Source organism: Actinomadura craniellae (assembly GCF_003289645.1).
Taxonomy (GTDB): domain Bacteria; phylum Actinomycetota; class Actinomycetes; order Streptosporangiales; family Streptosporangiaceae; genus Actinomadura_D; species Actinomadura_D craniellae.
In genome coordinates this window covers 652,933-671,343 of the sequence record NZ_QLYX01000001.1, presented here as the reverse complement: position 1 = coordinate 671,343, position 18,411 = coordinate 652,933, and the positions used below count along the sequence as shown (strand labels likewise).

Annotated in this window: 16 protein-coding genes; 11 read left to right on the top strand and 5 right to left on the bottom strand. The window is 73.3% G+C overall.

Annotated elements, in window-relative coordinates:
- The first annotated feature begins 5 nt into the window (after positions 1–5).
- The 4 genes from DPM19_RS02985 (at position 6) to DPM19_RS02970 (ending at position 7,476) form a co-directional block, all read left to right on the top strand.
- On the top strand, positions 6–1,601 hold the full coding sequence (locus DPM19_RS02985; RefSeq protein WP_111863364.1) for an FAD-dependent oxidoreductase: 1,596 nt from the start codon (positions 6–8) through the stop codon (positions 1,599–1,601).
- A gap of 23 nt (positions 1,602–1,624) precedes the next feature.
- Positions 1,625–2,851 carry a cytochrome P450 gene (locus tag DPM19_RS02980; protein ID WP_111863190.1) on the top strand — a complete coding sequence of 409 codons (1,227 nt, stop codon included), beginning with the start codon at positions 1,625–1,627 and terminating at the stop codon, positions 2,849–2,851.
- A gap of 169 nt (positions 2,852–3,020) precedes the next feature.
- Entirely contained in the window at positions 3,021–4,436 is a 1,416-nt protein-coding gene (locus tag DPM19_RS02975) for an NAD(P)/FAD-dependent oxidoreductase (RefSeq protein ID WP_111863189.1), read from the top strand.
- A gap of 127 nt (positions 4,437–4,563) precedes the next feature.
- A complete protein-coding gene (locus tag DPM19_RS02970; RefSeq protein ID WP_111863188.1) occupies positions 4,564–7,476 on the top strand; it encodes a helix-turn-helix transcriptional regulator in 2,913 nt (970 codons plus the stop codon).
- 210 nt (positions 7,477–7,686) lie between these two features.
- On the opposite strand, the gene DPM19_RS02960 is transcribed toward DPM19_RS02970, so the two are convergent.
- Positions 7,687–8,604 (bottom strand): hypothetical protein, encoded by a 918-nt coding sequence (locus tag DPM19_RS02960; RefSeq protein WP_111863187.1) that lies wholly within the window; start codon positions 8,602–8,604, stop codon positions 7,687–7,689.
- A 402-nt stretch (positions 8,605–9,006) separates the two neighbouring features.
- Between DPM19_RS02960 and DPM19_RS02955 the strand changes: the two genes are divergently transcribed.
- On the top strand, positions 9,007–9,714 hold the full coding sequence (locus DPM19_RS02955) for an RNA polymerase sigma factor (RefSeq protein WP_233509826.1): 708 nt from the start codon (positions 9,007–9,009) through the stop codon (positions 9,712–9,714).
- Between the two features lie 70 nt (positions 9,715–9,784).
- Positions 9,785–10,750, top strand: a complete 966-nt coding sequence (locus DPM19_RS02950; protein ID WP_111863186.1) for a maleylpyruvate isomerase family mycothiol-dependent enzyme — start codon at positions 9,785–9,787, stop codon at positions 10,748–10,750.
- 215 nt (positions 10,751–10,965) lie between these two features.
- Here the strand turns inward: DPM19_RS02950 and DPM19_RS02945 are convergent, their stop codons facing one another.
- Positions 10,966–12,591: a bifunctional NAD(P)/FAD-dependent oxidoreductase/class I SAM-dependent methyltransferase gene (locus tag DPM19_RS02945; protein ID WP_111863362.1), complete on the bottom strand. Its 1,626-nt coding sequence runs from the start codon at positions 12,589–12,591 to the stop codon at positions 10,966–10,968.
- Positions 12,592–12,668: 77 nt separating this feature from the next.
- On the opposite strand from DPM19_RS02945, the gene DPM19_RS02940 reads away from it, so the two are divergent.
- Entirely contained in the window at positions 12,669–13,226 is a 558-nt protein-coding gene (locus tag DPM19_RS02940; protein WP_111863185.1) for a helix-turn-helix domain-containing protein, read from the top strand.
- 214 nt (positions 13,227–13,440) lie between these two features.
- Here DPM19_RS02940 and DPM19_RS02935 read toward each other — a convergent pair whose 3' ends face one another.
- Positions 13,441–13,890 (bottom strand): ATP-binding protein, encoded by a 450-nt coding sequence (locus DPM19_RS02935; RefSeq protein WP_111863184.1) that lies wholly within the window; start codon positions 13,888–13,890, stop codon positions 13,441–13,443.
- Positions 13,891–14,344: 454 nt separating this feature from the next.
- Here DPM19_RS02935 and DPM19_RS02930 point away from each other — a divergent pair, with 454 nt between their 5' ends.
- The 3 genes from DPM19_RS02930 (at position 14,345) to DPM19_RS02920 (ending at position 15,660) form a co-directional block, all read left to right on the top strand.
- Complete coding sequence (locus tag DPM19_RS02930) at positions 14,345–15,223, top strand: helix-turn-helix domain-containing protein (protein ID WP_111863183.1); 879 nt, start codon at positions 14,345–14,347, stop codon at positions 15,221–15,223.
- Positions 15,220–15,408 carry a DUF397 domain-containing protein gene (locus DPM19_RS02925; protein WP_111863182.1) on the top strand — a complete coding sequence of 63 codons (189 nt, stop codon included), beginning with the start codon at positions 15,220–15,222 and terminating at the stop codon, positions 15,406–15,408. The genes DPM19_RS02930 and DPM19_RS02925 overlap by 4 nt, the downstream gene beginning before the upstream one ends.
- Before the next feature lie 63 nt (positions 15,409–15,471).
- On the top strand, positions 15,472–15,660 hold the full coding sequence (locus DPM19_RS02920) for a DUF397 domain-containing protein (RefSeq protein ID WP_111863181.1): 189 nt from the start codon (positions 15,472–15,474) through the stop codon (positions 15,658–15,660).
- 60 nt (positions 15,661–15,720) lie between these two features.
- Here the strand turns inward: DPM19_RS02920 and DPM19_RS02915 are convergent, their stop codons facing one another.
- The gene (locus tag DPM19_RS02915; protein ID WP_111863180.1) at positions 15,721–16,527 is read right to left on the bottom strand and encodes an MIP/aquaporin family protein; all 807 of its coding nucleotides are present in this window, start codon (positions 16,525–16,527) and stop codon (positions 15,721–15,723) included.
- A gap of 319 nt (positions 16,528–16,846) precedes the next feature.
- On the opposite strand from DPM19_RS02915, the gene DPM19_RS02910 reads away from it, so the two are divergent.
- Entirely contained in the window at positions 16,847–17,377 is a 531-nt protein-coding gene (locus DPM19_RS02910; RefSeq protein WP_146778723.1) for a hypothetical protein, read from the top strand.
- Here DPM19_RS02910 and DPM19_RS02905 read toward each other — a convergent pair.
- Positions 17,350–18,363, bottom strand: coding sequence for a helix-turn-helix transcriptional regulator (locus tag DPM19_RS02905; RefSeq protein ID WP_111863178.1), 1,014 nt, complete (start codon positions 18,361–18,363; stop codon positions 17,350–17,352). The genes DPM19_RS02910 and DPM19_RS02905 overlap by 28 nt on opposite strands.
- Positions 18,364–18,411 lie beyond the last annotated feature (48 nt).

Genomic DNA, 18,411 nt, shown 5'->3' with positions numbered 1-18,411 from the left:
TCCCCGTGCGAGTTGTCGTCGATCTCACCCGGTGCCAGGGGTACGGGCAGTGCGTCTTCGCCGCGCCGGACGTCTTCACGATGAACGGCGCCGAGGCGCTGATGTACGACCCGCACCCCGACGACGCACAGCGCGAGCACGTCCTGCGGGCGGCCGCGGCCTGCCCCGTGCAGGCCCTGGTGGTCGACGAGATGAGCGGCCTCGGCCGGCCGCGGCCCGCCCCCGACGGCCGGCGACCGCACGAGCGGGTCGGCCACATCGTCGTGGTCGGTGCCTCGCTGGCCGGGCTGCGCGCCGCGGCGACCCTGCGCCGGGAGGGGTACACCGGCTCGCTGACCCTGATCGGGGACGAGTGGTCCCAGCCCTACGACCGGCCCCCGCTGTCCAAGCAGGTGCTGAGCATGCGGACCCCCGCCGAGCACACCATCTTCCCCCAGGCCGACGGCCTGGACGCCGAATGGCTGCGCGGCACCCCCGCGTCCGGGCTGGACCTGGCCGACCGGCAGGTCCGCCTGGCCGACGGCCGGCGGATCGGGTTCGACCGGCTGCTGATCGCCACCGGGGTGCGCGCCCGGCAGTGGCCGAACACGGCGGAGGCCGCCCTGGACGGGGTGTTCGTGCTGCGCACCCGGGAGGACGCGGACATGCTGCGGCAGCGGCTGGCGGAGCACCCCCGGGTGCTGGTGATCGGCGCCGGCTTCACCGGCTCGGAGATCGCCTCCGCCTGCCGGGAACTCGGCCTCCAGGTCACCGTCGTCGAGCGCGGGCCGGCGCCGCTGGTGGGGGCGCTGGGCGCGGTGATCGGCGCGGTCGCCGCACAGATGCAGCGCGAGCACGGGGTGGACCTGCGCTGCGACACCACGGTCACGGCGCTGGAGGGGGACGCGCAGGGGCGGTTGCGCCGCGCCCGCCTGTCCGACGGGGACGTCCTCGACGTCGAGGTGGCGGTCGCCGCGCTCGGTGCGGAACGCAACGTCGAATGGCTGCGGGGCTCCGGCCTGGCCGCCGGCGTGTGGGGGGTGTCCTGCGACGCGGGGTGCCGGGCCGTGGACGTCAACGGCATGGTGTCCGACGACGTCTTCGTCGCCGGGGACGTGGCGCGCTTCCCCCACCCGGTCTACGGCTACCAGTTCCTGGCCCTGGAGCACTGGGGGAACGCGGTCAACCAGGCCCAGGTGGCGGCGCACAACATGATCAGCGCGCCGACCGAGCGCCGACCGCACCTGTCGCTGCCGGTCTTCTGGTCCGTCCAGTTCGGCACCAACATCAAATCCGTCGGCGTGCCGACCTTCGCCGACGAGGTCGCCGTCGTCCAGGGCTCGGTCGCCGACCGCCGGTTCGTCGCCGCCTACGGGCATCGAGGCCGCGTCACCGCCGCGGTCACCTTCGACCAGGGGATGTCGCTGGAGTTCTACCAGGGGCTGATCGAGCGGGCCGCGCCGTTCCCGCCCGACTTCGCGATGGCCGACCGGCCCGCCGAGCTGCAGGTCCTCCCGGCGGAGATGCCGGCCCGGATCTCCGCCATGCAGGACACCACCGTCGTGGTGACCGGCCACAACCCGGACGAGCGGCGGGCCGTCCTGGTGGAGCGGAACGGGTGAACCCGAAGGCAAGGAGCGATGGCATGACACAGCCCGGCGTCTACGAACGGTTCCTGGACCACGCCCACCGGGCCGACCCGTACCCGCTGTTCCCCGAGTTGCACGGGGAGCCGGTGGCGCGGCAGCCGGACGGCAGCTACGTGGTCAGCTCCTACCGGGAGATCGTCGCGCTGCTCCACGACCCGCGCGTCAGCGCGGACCCGCGCAACCTGCCCGAGTCGTGCATCAGGGGGCTCGCGCTGAGCGAGGAGGAGTCCGGGACCACCCCGGCGTTCATCGGCCGCGACTCCCCCGACCACGACCGGCTCCGCCGCCTGGTCATGCGGCATTTCGGGCCGCCCTCGGCCGCCGGGCGCATCGACGGCATGACGGCGTGGATGGGCGAGGTCGTCGCAGGCCTGATCGACGACTTCGCCGGCCGGGACCGGATCGACGTCGTCGACGACTTCGCCTACCCGTTCCCGGTCACGGTGATCTGCGAACTGCTCGGGGTTCCCCGGGAGGACGAGCCGCGCTTCCATGTCTGGTCCCAGACCCTGATCGACTCCATCGACCCGACGAGCGGATCGGTCGCCGAGCGGAACCAGCGGCGCCGCCGGACGACGGCCGAACTGCGCGAGTACCTGAACGGGCTGGTGGAGGCCCACCTCCGGAAGCCGGGCGACGACCTGCTGTCCGCCCTGGCCGCCGACGGCGAGATGTCCCGGGAGGACGTGCTGGCCACCGCGGCCCTGCTGCTCGTCGCCGGGCACGAGACCACCGTCAACCTCATCGCCAACGGGGTGCTCACCCTGCTGCGCCACCCCGACGTGTACGAGCGGCTGCGCCGGGACCCCGGCCTGGCCGTCGGCGTCGTCGAGGAACTGCTGCGCTACGAGCCGCCGGTGCAGATGCTGGGGCCGCGGCGGACCGCCCTGTCCGACATCGAGGTCGCCGGCGTCACCATTCCCCAGGGCTCGGTCATCACGTTGATGCTCGCCGCCGGCAGCCGGGATCCCGGCCGTTTCCCCGACCCCAACCATTTCGATCCCGACCGGCACGACAACCAGCACCTCGGTTTCGGCGGCGGTGTCCATTACTGCTTCGGCGCTCCGCTGGCCCGGCAGGAAGCGCGAATCGCGCTGACCGAATTCTCCCGCCGGGTCGTCAATCCGCGGCTCGTCACCGACCCGCCGCCCTACCGGCGTTCGGCCACCCTGCGGGGGCCGCGTCACCTCCCCGTCGACATCGACGGTGTCATCCCGGCATGACCCGCTCGTTCCGGGCCGTCCCGAAATAGGCGGTACGGTATTCGTCCATCCGGTGCGGAACCGCTGATCCCCGGATGACGCCCCAGCGCCAAGCCATTGCCAAACGGTTCCCAATCCGCTGCGCGCATCGTCGTTCCCGGCACAGGCGAACGCAGCGGAGGGGACCATCATGAACGACACCGATCGCAGGGCCGGGCACGCCGTCGTCATCGGGGGAAGCATCGGCGGGCTGCTGGCGGCCCGGGTACTCGGCGAGCACTTCGCCCGGGTCAGCGTGCTCGACCGGGACGCGCTGCCCGACGAGTCCGTCCCGCGCCGGGGCGTCCCGCAGGGCCACCACACGCACGGCCTGCTGGCCCGGGGCTGCGAAATCCTCGACGACCTCTTCCCCGGGCTGACCGCGGACCTGGTCGCCGGGGGCGCCATCGAATGCGACATGCAGGACGACTGCGCCTGGTACAACGACGGCCGGCGGCTGCACCCGGCCCCCTCCCCGCTGCGCGGGCTGGCCGTGAGCCGGCCGCGGCTGGAGCAGTACCTGCGCACCCGGGTGGCCGCCCTGCCCGGCGTCGAGATCCACCAGCGCCGCGAGGCGGTCGGGCTGATCGCCGACGCGGAGCGGCGCGGGATCCGCGGCGTCCGGTTCCTGCCCGCCGGCGCCGCACCCGGCACCGAGCCCGCGGACCTGCCGGCCGATCTGGTGGTGAACGCCACCGGGCGCGGCAACCGCGGCGCGGTGTGGCTGGGCTCGCTGGGCTACGACCTGCCCGTGGAGGAGCACGTCGACTCCGGCCTGGTCTACGTCACCCGGGAGTACCGGTACCGGCCCGGCGACACGGACATGACCGCGATCCTCGCCGCGCACGGCCCCGCCGCGCCCCGCGGCGGGTTCGCGATCAGGGCCGAGGGCGACCGCTGGCTGATCACCCTGCTGGGCATGGGCGACGACGTCCCGCCCGCCGATCCGCAGGGGTACGAGCGGTTCGCCGCCCGGCTGTCGGTCCCGGACATCCACCACCTCGTCGAGCGGCTCGAACCGCTCGGGCCGCCCCGGCGGATGCGGATCCCCACCAGCATCCGCCGCCGGTACGAGCGGCTCGACCGCTTCCCCGCGGGATACGTGGTGTTCGGGGACGCCCTGTGCCAGTTCAACCCCTCCTACGGGCAGGGGATGACGGTGGCGGCGTGCGAGGCGGTCGCCCTGCGGGAATGCCTGCGCGCGGGGACGGACGGCCTGGCCCGCCGGTTCTTCCCGAAGGCGGCGCGGATCATCAATGTGCCCTGGGACATGGCGGTCGGCGGCGACCTGCGGTTCCCCGCCATCGAGGGGAACCGCACGCCGCGGGTCCGGCTGCTCAACGCCTACATCGCCCGGCTGCACCGGGCCGCGGAGTCCGACCCGGTGGTCGGCAACGCCTTCCTGCACGTCACCAACCTGGTGGCTCCCCCGCAGAGCCTGTTCGCGCCGGGCATCCTGGCCCGGGTGCTGCGGCCCCGCCGCGACACCTCCGCCGCCGGGACCGGGACGTCCGTGGTCACCGCGGCACCCCCGCGGGTCCCGGCCGGGAACCCCGGCCGCGGGTGACGACGGAGGCCCGCCGAGTAGTGGTCTGCCGTGCCCACGATGCTCTCCCGGCCAGGCCCTGCGGTAGGGGGATGACCCGCACATCGGGCCCTTGGTGCCGAGCGGACGCTGGGATAGCGTTGCCGCCATGACATGGCGGCCGGCCCCTCTGGTAGGCCGGGAGCGGGAGCTGTCAACGATCCAGGCGGTGCTCGATGCCGTCCGCGGCGGGAAGCCGCACGTGCTCGGAGTCCGCGGCGAGGCCGGGATCGGCAAGTCGCGCCTGCTGGCCGAGCTCGGTGAGCGGGCGGCGTCGCACGGCATGCCGGTACTGACCGGCCGCGCCTCGGAGCTGGAACGCGATCTGTCGTTCGCCTTGCTCGTCGACGCCCTCGACGCTCCCGCCGCCGCATCGGCCGCGGGCCTGGCCGCCATGGATCGCGGTCAGCTCGGTGAGCTGGCGGCCATCCTGCCGTCCTTCGGACCGGTGGTCGGCTGCGCGCCGGCCGCTTCGGGCGAGCGCCATCGGGCGGCGCGCGCGGTGCGTTCGTTACTGGAGTGTCTGGCCGGCGAGCGCCCGATCGCGCTGTTGCTCGACGACGTCCACTGGGCCGACCCCGCCTCGGCCGGGGTGCTGGCCCTGCTGCTGCATCGGCCGCCCCCCGCGCCGGTGCTGCTGGTGATCTCGACTCGGACCGGCCGTGCCGCGGACCTGGAAGAGGCGCTCGTTCAGGGCGTGCGGAGTGGTGTGACCGATCTGCTCGACCTGGGGCCGTTGCCACCCGAAGCCGCGGCAGAGCTGCTGCCCGGTGTCGGCCGTGGCGCTCGTGAGCGGTTCTACGAGGCCAGCGGCGGCAATCCGTTCTACCTGGAGGAGCTGGCCAGGGCGGGTGCGGTCACCGCCCTGCCGGACGCCGTGACGATCACGGGGCTCGCCGTCCCCGCCGCGGTCCGCGCCGCGCTGGCGAGCGAGCTGCGTGATCTGCCGGCCGGAGCGCGGCGGGTGCTGGAGGGCGCCGCTGTGGCGGGCGACCCCTTCGAGTTCGACCTGGCCGCCGCGGTGGCCGAGGTCGACGATCGTGCCGCCCTCGACGCGCTGGACGGGCTGCTCGCGGCGGAGCTCGTCGTCCCCACCGCGTATCCGCGCCAGTTCCGCTTCCGGCACCCCCTCGTCCGGCGGGCGGTCTACGAGCAGGCCCGGGGCGGCTGGCGGCTGGGCGCGCATTCCCGCGCGGCCGACGTGCTCGCCAAGCGTGGCGCCACTCCGGCCGAGCGGGCGCACCACGTCGAACGCGCCGCCCAGCGCGGTGACCTGGCCGCCATCGACCTGCTGGTACAGGCCGCGCATGAGGTCGCCACGGCCGCCCCGGCCAGCGCCGCGGGCTGGCTGGAGGCGACGTTGCGCCTGCTTCCCGCCGGCGGCGAGCACCAGCCGCGTCACCTGGAGCTGCTCACGGCGCAGGGGTACGCGCTCGTCGCGGCCGGCCGTCCGCTGGACGCACGTGACGTCCTGCGCCGGGCGCTGAACATGCTGCCGGCGCAGGCCACCACCGGCCGCGTCGGCCTGGTCGTGGTGCTCAGCGAGATCGAGGCGCTGTGGACCTCCGACCCCGATCCGGCCCATCGGCTCCTGCAGGGGGAACGTACGGCGCTCACGGAGCCGACGCCGGACCTGGTCGCCGAGCTGGCGCTGGCGACGGCCTACGAACGCACGCACCGCGGCGCCCACGTCCGGGCGCGGCAGTTCGCCGAGCAGGCGCTCGCCGCCGCGCGGGAGGCCGGGGACCCCGCGCTGGAGGCGGACGCCGCCGTACGCCTGGCCGACGCGGCCAACTGCGCGCTGCGCAGCGACGACCCCGTCGAGCTGGCCGCCGCCAGTGCGCGGATCGAGGAGGCGACGTCACTCGTCGCGGCGCTTCCTGATGACGCCCTCGCGCCACGGCTGAGGATGCTGTTCTGGCTGGCGACGGCGCGTTTCATGGTCGGTGACTACGGAATCAGCGCGGAGCTGTGCGAGCGTGGCCTGGATCTGGCCCGGCGCCCCGGGCAGGGCCTGCTCGCACCGTCGTTCCGCATCGGCCGAGGATTCGTCGACGAGGAGTTCGGCCGGCTCAGCGACGCGCGGGAGGCGGCCGAGGAGGCGCTGGAGACCCTCATCGTGACCGGCAACCGGGCCGTCGGTTTCTGGGGGGCTCTGCTGGGCGGCTGGGTGGCGCTGGCTCGCGGCGACATCGATGAGGCACTGTCGAACGGCGAGACCGCCCGCGGCCTGCTCGGGCCGCGACCGTCCTCTTCGGCCGGGTGGACGATCGCCGACGCCCGCCTGGCCGCCGGGGATCCACGGGGCGCTCTCCAGTCGCTGGAGGAGTACGGGTGGGTCAACCCGGGCCTGTGGACCCGCGATCGGCTGCGCGCGCTCGACGTCACCGTCCGGGTGCTGCTCGCCCTCGACCGGGTCGAGGAGGCGGCGGCATGGGTGGACCGTGCCCCGGCAGAGATCGGCGGACGGGTCACGGGCGCTTTCCTCCCCGTCCTGGCCCGGGCGCGAGCGTCACTGCTGCTGGCCACAGGGCGGGCGGCCGAGGCCGAACGGGTGGCGCAGGAGGGCGCGGAGAGCGCCGACGGTGCCGGCACGCCGTTGTGGGCCGGCCACTGCCGCACGCTCGCCGGGCAGGCGCTCCTCGCCCAGGGACGGAAGGGCCCGGCCCGGCAGGTGCTCCGGCGCGCCGCCGCCGACCTGGCCGCCCTCGGCGCCACCGGCTACCGGGACGCGGCCCTGCGGGTCCTGCGGAGCCTGGGAGACCGGCCACGGGTCCCCGCGGCGGGCACCGGAGATCCTCCCGACTCCCGGCTCGCATCGCTCACGCCGCGCGAGCGCGAGGTCGCCCTGCTCGTCGGCCAGGGCCTGCAGAACGGCCAGATCGCCGGCCGCCTTCACCTGAGCGAGAAGACCGTCGAGAAGCATGTCGGCAGCCTTCTGGCCAAGCTCGGGCTGACCTCGCGCATCGGCGTCATTCACCTGCTGGCCCGCACGGACGGCTCGCCCGAACGCAGCCGGTAGAGGCGGAAGAAGTCGTTGTCCACCGGAAGGACCTCGACTCCCGCGTACCCGGCCTGTTCCGCCAGCTCGCGCACCGTGCCCAGGGCGGCCGACGGCTCCTCGGCGAGCTGGGCAGGCAGTGCGTGACGCTCCAGCCGTACATCCTGGTGGGAGCGGCCGGCCCCGCCGTGCTCGCTCTGGCGGGACCGGCCGCGGATCCGAGAGTGCCGGTCAGGCGCAGATCGCCCGGACGGCCACGCCGTCGGCGGGGAGCGGACCGGCCACCCGCAGCAGCGTGCGGTACCCGCTCTGGCCCGGGACCTGCTCGGGGAAGAGATCATTGAGGAAGGACGGGAACCCATCCGCGTCGGCGCCGGTGGCCCCGCCGACCGACAGCAACGTCGGCCGTTCGCTGGGGCAGGGCTGGTGCACCAGCCTGAGGGGCTGCACGTCGCTGGAGGCCCTGGCGTCCAGCGCGGTCCTGTCGACGCAGATGGCGTACGCGAGGACGCGCCAGCTACCGAGGCTCGACCCGGGGACCAGCGCGGCCCTCGCGCGGGCGATGTCCAGCGCCGGGGCGCCGACGCGGGCCATCTGCAGCCCGGGGTGAACGGTCCCGGCGCCGTTGTCGTCGATGGCCGCTCCGGCACCGAGCACCTCGTCGTTCGGGTCCTGGCACCCGGCGACCGCCTCGTGGATCGGCTTCGCCTCCCAGGCGGAGGACAGCGCGCGGATCGTGTGGCCGGGGACGGTGTTCGCCGGGGCGCACATGGCGTAGGCCTCCAGCGAATGGACGCCCGTCGCACCGCCCGGTGGTTCCTCGGCGGCCGCCTCGAAGCGATCCGGGCCGCCGGGTTCGCTGACCGGCACCAGCCTGGTCAGGCGGATCGACGCCTTGGCCGGACCGGTGACACGGGCGCCGCCCCCGATGACCTTCTTGCCCGCCGGGCATTCGGCCTGCGCCTCCGTCTGGGGCCGTCCGTCGGACGGCACCAGGGGACCGACGTGCCGGGTGACTCCCGCCACCGTGGCGCCGGCCGGTGCCGCCCCGGCGGCCTGCACACCGCCGGCGACCGCCGTCATGGCCAGCGTGGCCAGCAACGACGCACGCCGCCCCCGCGTGGCCCGGTTCGCACGTGACTGCTTCATGTCTCCACTTCCCTGTAGGTGGCTACCGGCTCCCGGCCGGTAGGTGACCAGACGTGCCTGCTCCGGCGCGTCCTGGCCATCACCACGCTCACATCCGACGGCCGCCACCGGTATGGGCGATGTCCCCCACCGGCCCCCCCAACTCGCGCCCCGCCGACCCGCACCCCACCGGGCGCCTTCACAGGTGATTCCGGCGCAGATAATCGCCACCGCCCGAACGTGACCGGCGGCCGAGATCCGATCACGTCGCCATTTCGGCCGACGTTCCCCGCCTCGGCTGAAAAACGGCGTCATCCGATCCGGCTTCCCGGGCGAACAGTGACCAGAGCCGGCACAGGCCCGCCGGGGCGGGCGGAGAGGACCGATGATGCCGAGACGCCGACCGTGCGGCGGGTGGACCGGATGGTGACCGGGTCCGATCGGCCCGAGCTGACGGCGCCCATCACCATGACTTCGTTCGGGCGGGCGGGGCGGGGCCCGTTCATGCGGATCGTCCTGACGGCGGCGCTGAGCGCGCCCGCCCGGCAGGGAAGGGGGACGGTGATGCGGATGGACGTGCCCGACTCGACGGCCGCCCGGGACGGGCGGCTGCGCCACCGGCTCGTCCTGGGGGACGAGACCGCGCTGGAGGACGCCTACGACCTGTTCGCCCCCGTCGTCCACGGAGTCGCGGTGCGCGTGACCGGCGACCCGGAGGGCGCGCGCGACGTGACCCAGGAGGTGTTCGTCGCGCTCTGGGAACGGCCGCACGCCTTCGACCCGGGGCGCGGTTCCCTGCGCGGCTTCCTGGCGACCATCGCCCACCGGCGGGCGGTCGACTGGGTGCGCCGGGAGGTCCGGGTCCGGCGGACGGTTCCCCCGGACGACGGCCGCCCGGTGAACGGGGTGGAGGACGGCGTGCTGGCCGGCGAGCTGGCCCGCGCCGTGCGGCACCGGCTGGCGGCGCTGCCCCCGGTGCTGCGGGACGTCCTCGAAATGGCCTACTACCGCGGGCACACCTACCGTGAGGTGGCCGCGATACTGGGTATCCCCGAGGGCACGGCGAAGTCGCGGATCCGCAGCGCGCTGGCCCGGCTCGGCCGCGAGCTGGAACGGGAAGGGCTCCCCTGATGACCACCGCTGACCGCCGGCGGTCCCGGCCGGACCGCACGCAGGGACCAGACCCCGAGGGGAGGCTCGGATGAGCGAGGAGCATCCGGCCATGGACGGAACGCTCGCCGCGTGGATGATCGACGCCTGCCCGCCGGACGAGGCGTCCCGTGTCGCCGACCACGTGGCCTCCTGCCCGGGCTGCTCCGCGGAGGCCGACCGGCTGCGCGGCGGCGCGGCGCTGCTGGCCGCCACCCTGGAGCCCCCTCCCCCGCCGCTGCGCGCGGCCGTGCTGTCGGCCGCGTTCCGGCGCCGCCCCCCGGGCACGCCGGCCCACCAGGACGGTGACCTCACCGCCGCCTACGCCGGCCAGGTCGCCCGCATGAACGGGCTGCTCGCCACGCTCGGCGCCGCGACCTGGCGGGCGCCGCTCCCCGGCTACGACTCGGTCGAGGCGCTGATCGTCCACCTCACCCGGAACGACTCCATGTTCGCCACCGACCTGGGCCTGGCGCCCGTCGCGGCCGGCGCCCGGCCCCGCGACTCCTGGCACGAGCAGGCCCGGGCCGTGCTGCGGGACGTGTCCACCGGCACCCGTTCACTGGACGCGCAGGTGCGGCTGGCGGGCACCAGCCCGGCGTACGGGCCGGCGCGCGCCGCGCTGGTGCAGCGGACCTTCGAGACCTGGATCCACGCCGACGACATCCGCATGGTCGTGGGCCGGCCCGCCGAGCCGCCGCCCGCCGCGCACCAGCGCCTCATCGCCGAGCTGGGCATCGGCCTGCTGCCGAAGGCGCTGCGCGCCGCCGGCCGGCACCACCCGCGCCGGACCGCGCGCCTGGTGCTCACCGGCCCGGCCGGCGGCGAGTGGACCGTCCCGCTGGCGCCCGGCGACGAGCCGGGCCGGCCCGATGTGACGATCACCGCCGCGATGGAGGAGTTCTGCCGCCTGCTCGCCAACCGGCGGGTCCCGGCGGCGTTCCCCCACCGGGCGGTGGGAGACCGCGCCCTCGCGGCCGACCTGCTGGCCGTCGCCGCCACCCTGGGCTGCGACTGAAGCGGCGCGGCTGCATCACCGTTCGAACTGGTCGGTGACGTGGTTGGGTTCGCCGGGGTGGCCGGTGGGTGCGGCGAACACGAACCGGGTGCCGGTCCAGCCTTCTCCCGCCGCGAGGCATTCGCGGTTCTGGCCGGCGATCTGCCTGGCGGGCGACCTGTCGCGGGGTCCGGCCGCGTGCTGTTCCGCGCCGTCTTCGGCATGGTGGTGGGGCGTTACCGGTCGGCCTGCGAAGCGTGGGTGGCGGGTGGTGGTGCGGGTGTGCGGCGCGCTCGTAGCACCACGTCGGCAACGTGGTGGGTGCTGGCCGCGCCTGGGGGACGGGGGCGGGTCTCATGGAGTTCAACGTGCCAGGTGGAGGCATCGTCGAGGGCGGCGGCGATCTCGTCGACCCCCACGTAGGCGTCGGGATCGAAGATCCGGGTCTGGCTGCTCACGTCGACCGGATCGCGCAGTGGGGTGAGGTCGTGGCCGACGACGAGGAGCGTGCCCCCGGGAGCGACGGCGTTGAGGAGGTTGCGCAGGCCGCGTCGGTCGGGGCTGCGGTGGAAGGAGCCGTACTGCAACGACACGAGGTCGAACGTCCCGGTACCGAAGGCGTCGGGGTCGTTGGCGTCGCCGCGCAGGCAGCGGATGTCGAGCCCCCGGCGGTCGGCCTCCGCCGCGAGGCGGGCGAGGGCGTTGCCGGAGATGTCGGAGGCGGTGACGTCCCAGCCCTGCTCGGCCAGCCAGAGCGCGTCGGCTCCCTCGCCGGCACCGACGTCGAGGGCCTGGCCGGGAACCAGGCCGCTGACCTGGCCCACCAGGGTGCCATTGGGGTTGCCGCTCCACATCGACCCGGTGGCGCCGTAGCGGTGTTCCCAGTCGGTCCGCTCGCCGGACGTCCGGGTGCCCGCAGCAAGGTCGTCGTCGGCCAGGTCGAAGGAGATCATGGCGCCGACCCGGCTGCCATGGGCGGCGGCGTGCAGGACCTGCATGCCCGGGTCGGTCAGGTTGCCGGCGGCGAAGATCCCCGGCACGGCGGTCCGGCCCGTCTGGTCGACCTCGACCGCATCCCCGAGTCCGGACGGGTGGGGCGTGGTGGTGACACCGGCGGCGGCGAGCATCTCGGCCCGGGCATGGAAGCGCGGGCCCACGACCACGGCGTCGGCCTCGACCGTGGTCCCGCCGGCCAGCTCGACGCCGACCAGCCGGCCGTCGGGCGCTGTCACGACTCGCCGGACCGTGTCCCGGATGACGGGCACCTCGGCGCTCAGCTTCTCGACGATGGTGTCGTCCACGCCCTGGCCGTCGTGCAGCACGACCGTGAGGTGGCCGGTCAGGTGCCGGAACAGTGGGGTCGGGTGCAGCCCCATCGGATGGGTGACGATCTGCACCACCCGCTGGTCACGCACCTCGAAACCGTGGCAGAACGGGCAGTGGATCACCGCGCGCCCCCACTGCTCGGCCAGCCCGTCGATGGCGGGCAGCTCGTCGGCGAGGCCCGTGGCGGCAAGCACGCGACGGGCGATCAGGTGGTGCCCGCCGGTGAGCTCCACGCGGAACCGGCCGTCGTCACCGCGCCGGACGGCGAGGACCCGGCCGAGCAGGACCTCCCCTCCGTAGCCGCGGACCTCATCACGCCCGATCGTCGTCAGCTCCGCGGGCGCCGCGCCCTCGCGGCCGAGATAGCCGTGCATGTGCGCGGCGGGAGCGTTGCGCGGCGTGCCGTCGTCGATCACGATGACCGACCTCCGCTGGCGGGCGAGTTGCAGGGCGGCGGCCAGTCCCGCCGCGGATCCGCCGATCACTGCGACGTCGCAGTGCCGTTCGACGGTGCGGTGCGCGGTCTCGTTCGTCATGCCGCCGACGGTATGCACCCCTGGTGCAAACCGAAAGGTACCTTGCGGAAACTGCAAAAAGGGCCGAAGATGGGAGGATGAGGAGCGCTTCCGGCATCGAGGAACTGGCCCGCTCGCGGCTGCGCAGCCTGCGCACCACGCTGGGCTACTCACTGGAGGAGCTGGCCGAGCGCACGAACCTCAGCCCGTCCACCATCAGCCGGGTCGAGACCGGCAAGCGGACGCTCAGCCTCGACGTGCTGGTACCCCTGGCCAACGCGCTCCAGGTGGGCCTCGACGCGCTCTTCGAGGTCCCCGGCGACGAGGACGTGGTCATCCGCCCGGCGCCGCACAGCTCCGGCACCCGCACCACCTGGCCCCTGAGCCGGCCCGACGGGCGCACGATCGCGGTCAAGGTCCGGCTCGAACCCTCCACGGGCAAGCCCGCCCAGCGGGTCCACCCGGGCCACGACTGGTTCGTCGTGCTCGAAGGCCGGGTCCGGCTGTGGCTCGGCGACCGGGAGATCGACGTCGATACCGGCGAGGCGGCCGAGTTCTCGACCATGACCCCGCACTCGTTCAGCGCCCTGCACGAACCCGCCGAACTCATCATGATCTTCGACCGCGAGGGCCAGCGCGCGCACGTCCACCACTAGGCCGCGGGCCGCTCGGTCGGGACCGGACCCGGGACGGGCCGAAGCCGCCCACCCAGCGAAATCGATCGTCATCGGGGCCGGGTGCCGCGCGACCGTACCGTACCGGGTCAGCGTCATCACCTCGCCCACGACATGACCGGGCGCGGATCCGGCACCTGCTCCGGCCCGTCATCCGCGCCCCTCACCGGCCGGCCCCTTGCCGATGCCGGTCCCCTCAGAGGGCGCGCACGGCCTCCCCGCACGGGCCGCCGGAGGCGAACACGGCGGTGACGGTGCGGCCCGTCTCGTTGCCGAACCAACCCCACCCGGTGGTGCAGGCGGACACGGTGCGCAGCCCGCGCCCCGACTCGGCGAGCGGGTCGGCGTCGGGGGTTGCCGGTTCGGTCGGGCCACCCTCGTCGGTGACCGCGACGGCGATCAGGTCGCCGGTGCGGCGGATCTCCACGGCAAAACGGCCGCCGGACCGTCCTGACTTCGTGTGCCGCAGCGCGTTGCCGACCATCTCGCCGGTGGCCAGCAGGACGTCGTCGAGGAACGGGCAGTCCGGCAGCAGCGCGGCGGCGAAGCGGCGGGCGGCCGCCGCCTGCTCGGGCTCGCCGGGGAACGTGCGGCGCCAGCGCTGCGCGGCGGCGGGGTCCGCCGCGAGGAGAGTGACCAGGGACATGGGGGCACCTCTGGGTTCGAGTGATGGATCGATCTCGGTCAGTGCCGAGTCACCGAAATAGTCACAGCCAGTGCCGGCGTGGGGTGGCGAAACGGTGGCCGAACAGCGCCTCGGCCATGGATCGGCACGCGCGGCCCCGGTGCTCACCCACCCGGTGAGCGCATCCCGCGTGCGCACGCGGGCCCGGCGCTCCTCCGATGAGCGGGCGAACGCCGGGCGCGGGCGCCACAACGAGCTGGCCAGAATCGACGTTTTCCCAGCTCATCGCAGCTTTCACAACCGGACTCGCACCCGACCGAACACTCTAGGTTGTCAAGTCGGAACGGATAGTGGCCCAACCTGGCCATCCGCTTGCTCCCGCACACTCCGTGACACAAGGTTCTCAGCGCATACGCACCGTAGCCACGCCAAAGCAGGCGCGGCGGTGGTGCTCCCCCCGAACCGGAGGTCGAGAATGACCAGTCCTTTCGTCCGCCGCAGGCGGCTGGGAATCGAACTGCGGGCCATCCGCGAGGAGCGCGGCCTGACCGCCGACCAGCTCGCCAAGCTCATCCACTACTCGCGCATGAAGATCAGCAGGCTGGAGACCGGGCAGGTTCGGCCGGACGTCTCCGAGGTCATCAAGATCATGGACGCCCTTGAGATCACCGGCGAGCAATGGAACCGAACCGTCCGTATCGCCTGCGACGCTGCCGAGCGCGGCTGGTGGGACTCCTTCGGCGATGCCATGGGAGCCCGCCAACGCATGTACGCCGACATCGAGTCCGGCGCGGCCACCATCTGCGAGTACAACCAAACGGCCATCCCGGGCGTACTGCAACTGCCTGAGTTCATCGCGGCACTGATCGATCTGACCAGAGCCTCTGAGGGCAATCTCGATTTCAAGCCCGAGAAGATGACAGCGGCTCGTTTGCAACGGCAGCGCGCCATCCTTCACCCGGACGGCCCTGTCTATGAAATCGTTCTGGACGAAGTCGTCATACGACGTCTTAACGTTCCGCCTGAGATCATGGCGGCCCAACTCCATCACATGGTCAAGACAGTGCCTGAGCACCCGGGGCTCACCGTACGCGTCCTGCCTGTTGATGCGCGCCTTGACACGGTGCTACCGAGGTCGACGTTCACCCTCTACACCTTCCCTGACCCAGACGACCCACCGATGGCTGCCGTAAGCACCATCTCTACAGACAACGTTCACACGGAACCGGATGAAGTTCAGCGGTATACACGTAGGTACGAATCTCTCAGGCGGGCCGCACTGTCTTCCGAAGACAGCCTGGCCTTGATGGCCGAGGTCTCCGAGCGAACTACTAGCCGAACAGGACCTACATGACCGCGCAATACTCCTCCTGGCGCAAATCACATCACAGCGACCCCAACGACCACTGCGTCGAACTAGCTCTCAGCAGCAGGGGAACCATCGGCGTCCGCGACTCCAAGGCCGGAGACACCGGCCCGATCCTGGAATTCTCCTGCTCCGACTGGGCCGCCTTCGTCCACGCCCTCCGCCAGGACTGACACAGGCCACCCATCGCCGCGCGTCCCCGCCAACCGGATCGTCACGTGGAAACAGGACAAGCCATGACCACGCAATACACCCTCTGGCGCAAATCAAGTCGCAGCGAACCGAACGGCTCCTGTGTCGAACTCGCCCGCAGCAACCGGGGCACCATCGGTGTCCGTGACTCCAAGGCCGGAGACACCAGCCCCATCCTGGAATTCTCCCCCTCCGAATGGGCCGCCTTCATCCGCGCCCTCTACCAGAACTGACACAGGCCGCCCGTCATCGCGCGTCCCCGGCGACCGCCCGACCGCCGGGGACGCCCGGAGTCAGGAGGGCTCGCGGCCGGGAGGCGGGGGTTCCTCCTGCGGCAGGAAGCGGCCGACGAGCGTTTGGTAGAGGGCCGCGCCGAGCAGGCCGCCGAGCAGCGGGCCGATGATCGGGACCCAGAAGTACAGGGCGCCGTACTGGTCCCGCCACGCGCCGCCGTAGCCGGTGAGGAACGAGGCCAGCCGGGGGCCGAAGTCGCGGGCGGGGTTGATCGCGTAGCCGGCGTCGGTGCCCCAGGCCATCCCGATCGCCACCACGACCAGCCCGATGACGAACGGGGCGAGGTTGGCCAGCGGCGGGGTGCCGCGCAGGTCGGTCAGGACCAGGATGAGGAAGAGCAGGATCGCGGTGCCGATGATCTGGTCGCGCAGCGCGCCCCAGGTGGAGACGGGCAGGACGCCGTTGCCCGGCAGGGTCGAGAAGACTCCCTGGGTTTTGATGGTGTGGCCGGGGTCGGCCTTGGCCAGCACCTCGGTGTAGTTCCACCGCACGATCAGCGCCGCCGCGAACGCCCCGGCGGTCTGCGCCAGCGCGTAGGGCAGGACCTTGCGCCAGGGGAAGCCCTTGAAGGCGGCCAGCGCCACCGTCACGGCCGGGTTGAGGTGCGCGCCGCTGATCCGGGCGGCCGTGTAGACCCCCAGGGTGACGCCCAGGCCCCATGCCCAGGCGATGCTGTCGTGGTCCCCGAGCCCGCCGGCCACCACCTGCGCCACGACCCCCACCCCGAACAGGATCAGGATCATCGTGCCGGCGAACTCGGCGGCGAGTTCCGCGGTCGTCCTCGAGGTCGTCCATCGCTCTGCCACGTTTCCTCCTTCGGTGGGTGCCGCGGGCGTGCGGGGCCGGCGGACCCGCTCGCGGCCACGACGGAGAAGCCGGGCGTTGTACCTTCCCGGTCAGGGAATACGTGCCGACATTGTCGAACACCGAAGGGTTTCCAGAACGTGGTGGGAGGCCCCTCACATGCAAATTTCGCGACAATTACCCTCGATCACATTCTTACCTGCCGGAAAAAGCCGTAAAAATAAGACAGATCGAAAGCGGCGCATCGGCATGGTCACCGGACGGGACCCCGCGACGGCGCTCCCTCCGGCGCTGTCCGGGCAGGCTGCTACGTTCCCGTTCATGACCGCCCCCGATGACCTGCTCCGCCGGATCGAGACCGAGCCGGCCCTGGCCGACCTGCTGAACTGGCCCGGCGACTTCGACGTCACCCGCCGCGACCCCGTGGAGGAGCTCCGCCTGCCCACCGGGATGCCGCTGCACCCGATCGCCGGCTGCGCCGCGGGAGGCACCTACTTCCTGTGCGGCGAGCCGGGCACCCGGCGGCCGGTGCTGTACGCCGACTCCGAAGGTCAGGCGTCCCTGATCGGCGAGGACCTCACCGAGGCGATCACTCTGATCGCCGCCTTCCCCTACTGGCAGGACCTGGGCTTGGGCTTCCCCGTCGAGGAACTCGAGGCCGACATGCTCGACGACCAGCCCGACTTCGACGAAAGCCGCGACCGCCTCCTGTCCGCCCTCGGCCTCACGCCCCCGCCGGCCGCCGACGCGCTGGCCCGACTACGGGCCGCGGCCGAGCGCACCGCGCCCGACTTCGTGCCGGCCTCGGTGGAGCACGGCCTGCCCTACGGGCTGCTCTTCAGCCGCGACTGACAGCCGGGCGCGCGCTCCCCGCCGGCGGGCGCGCCGCCCGCCGCGGCCCTGTAGCGGTCGGCGAGGGTGTTCAGGAGGTCGCGCAGTTCGGGCGGCTCGATGACGGTGAACGCGACGTCGAGGCTGCTCAGGAAGGCCACCAGGTTGGGGAGGGAGTCGCCGCCGGTCTCCAGGACGCAGCCGTGCTCGCCGTCGTCGTGCAGCAGTCCCGCCGCCGGGGCGAGCCGGTCGGCGACCTGCCCGGCGGGCGCGTGCAGCCGCACCCGCGCCCGGTACCTCCAGGCCGTCGAGCCCGTGCCGCGCAGGACGTGCGCGACGGCGTCGCCGCCGGGAGGTTCCCGGGGGGTGAAGCGCGGCCCATTCGGGGTGCGCGGGCGGATCCGGTCGGCGCGGAAGGTCCGCCAGTCGGCGCGGTCGTCGTCCCAGGCCAGCAGGTACCAGCGGCGCCCGGTGAAGACCAGCCGGTGCGGTTCGGCGACGCGGGCGCCGGCCGTCCCGTCGTGGCCGGTGTAGTCGAACCGCAGGCGCTCGCGGTCGCGGATGGCGGCGGCGATCGCGGTCAGGGTCCCGGCGTCCACGGTGGGGCCCCGGCCGGCCACCGGGAGCATGGCCGTCTCCAGCGCGCCGATGCGGTGGCGCAGTCGGGACGGCAGCATCTGCTGGAGCTTGGTCAGCGCGCGCAGCGAGACCTCCTCGATCCCGGTGACGGTGCCGCCGGCGGCGGCGCGCAGACCGACGGCCACCGCGACCGCCTCCTCGTCGTCGAGGAGCAGCGGCGGCAGGGCGGCGCCGGCGCCCAGCCGGTAACCCCCGGCCGTGCCGGTCGTCGAATCCACCTGGTAGCCCAGGATGCGCAACCGTTCGATGTCGTTGCGGACCGTCCGGGTGGTCACGGCGAGGCGGTCGGCCAGTTCCGCGCCGGACCAGACTGGCCGCGCCTGGAACAGCGCCAGCAGGCGCAGCAGCCGCACCGAGGTCTCCAGCATTCTCCGAGTCTGGCAGACCTTGCGGAACCGGAGGTTCCACAAGGCTCC

Coding starts and splice junctions, on each gene's coding strand:
- DPM19_RS02945 (WP_111863362.1), bottom strand. CDS start 12,591: ATGACGAACGAGACCGCGCACCGCACCGTCGAACGGCACTGCGACGTC.
- DPM19_RS02930 (WP_111863183.1), top strand. CDS start 14,345: ATGACCAGTCCTTTCGTCCGCCGCAGGCGGCTGGGAATCGAACTGCGG.
- DPM19_RS02925 (WP_111863182.1), top strand. CDS start 15,220: ATGACCGCGCAATACTCCTCCTGGCGCAAATCACATCACAGCGACCCC.
- DPM19_RS02935 (WP_111863184.1), bottom strand. CDS start 13,890: ATGTCCCTGGTCACTCTCCTCGCGGCGGACCCCGCCGCCGCGCAGCGC.
- DPM19_RS02940 (WP_111863185.1), top strand. CDS start 12,669: ATGAGGAGCGCTTCCGGCATCGAGGAACTGGCCCGCTCGCGGCTGCGC.
- DPM19_RS02975 (WP_111863189.1), top strand. CDS start 3,021: ATGAACGACACCGATCGCAGGGCCGGGCACGCCGTCGTCATCGGGGGA.
- DPM19_RS02980 (WP_111863190.1), top strand. CDS start 1,625: ATGACACAGCCCGGCGTCTACGAACGGTTCCTGGACCACGCCCACCGG.
- DPM19_RS02955 (WP_233509826.1), top strand. CDS start 9,007: ATGGTGACCGGGTCCGATCGGCCCGAGCTGACGGCGCCCATCACCATG.
- DPM19_RS02920 (WP_111863181.1), top strand. CDS start 15,472: ATGACCACGCAATACACCCTCTGGCGCAAATCAAGTCGCAGCGAACCG.
- DPM19_RS02910 (WP_146778723.1), top strand. CDS start 16,847: ATGACCGCCCCCGATGACCTGCTCCGCCGGATCGAGACCGAGCCGGCC.
- DPM19_RS02950 (WP_111863186.1), top strand. CDS start 9,785: ATGAGCGAGGAGCATCCGGCCATGGACGGAACGCTCGCCGCGTGGATG.
- DPM19_RS02960 (WP_111863187.1), bottom strand. CDS start 8,604: ATGAAGCAGTCACGTGCGAACCGGGCCACGCGGGGGCGGCGTGCGTCG.
- DPM19_RS02905 (WP_111863178.1), bottom strand. CDS start 18,363: ATGCTGGAGACCTCGGTGCGGCTGCTGCGCCTGCTGGCGCTGTTCCAG.
- DPM19_RS02970 (WP_111863188.1), top strand. CDS start 4,564: ATGACATGGCGGCCGGCCCCTCTGGTAGGCCGGGAGCGGGAGCTGTCA.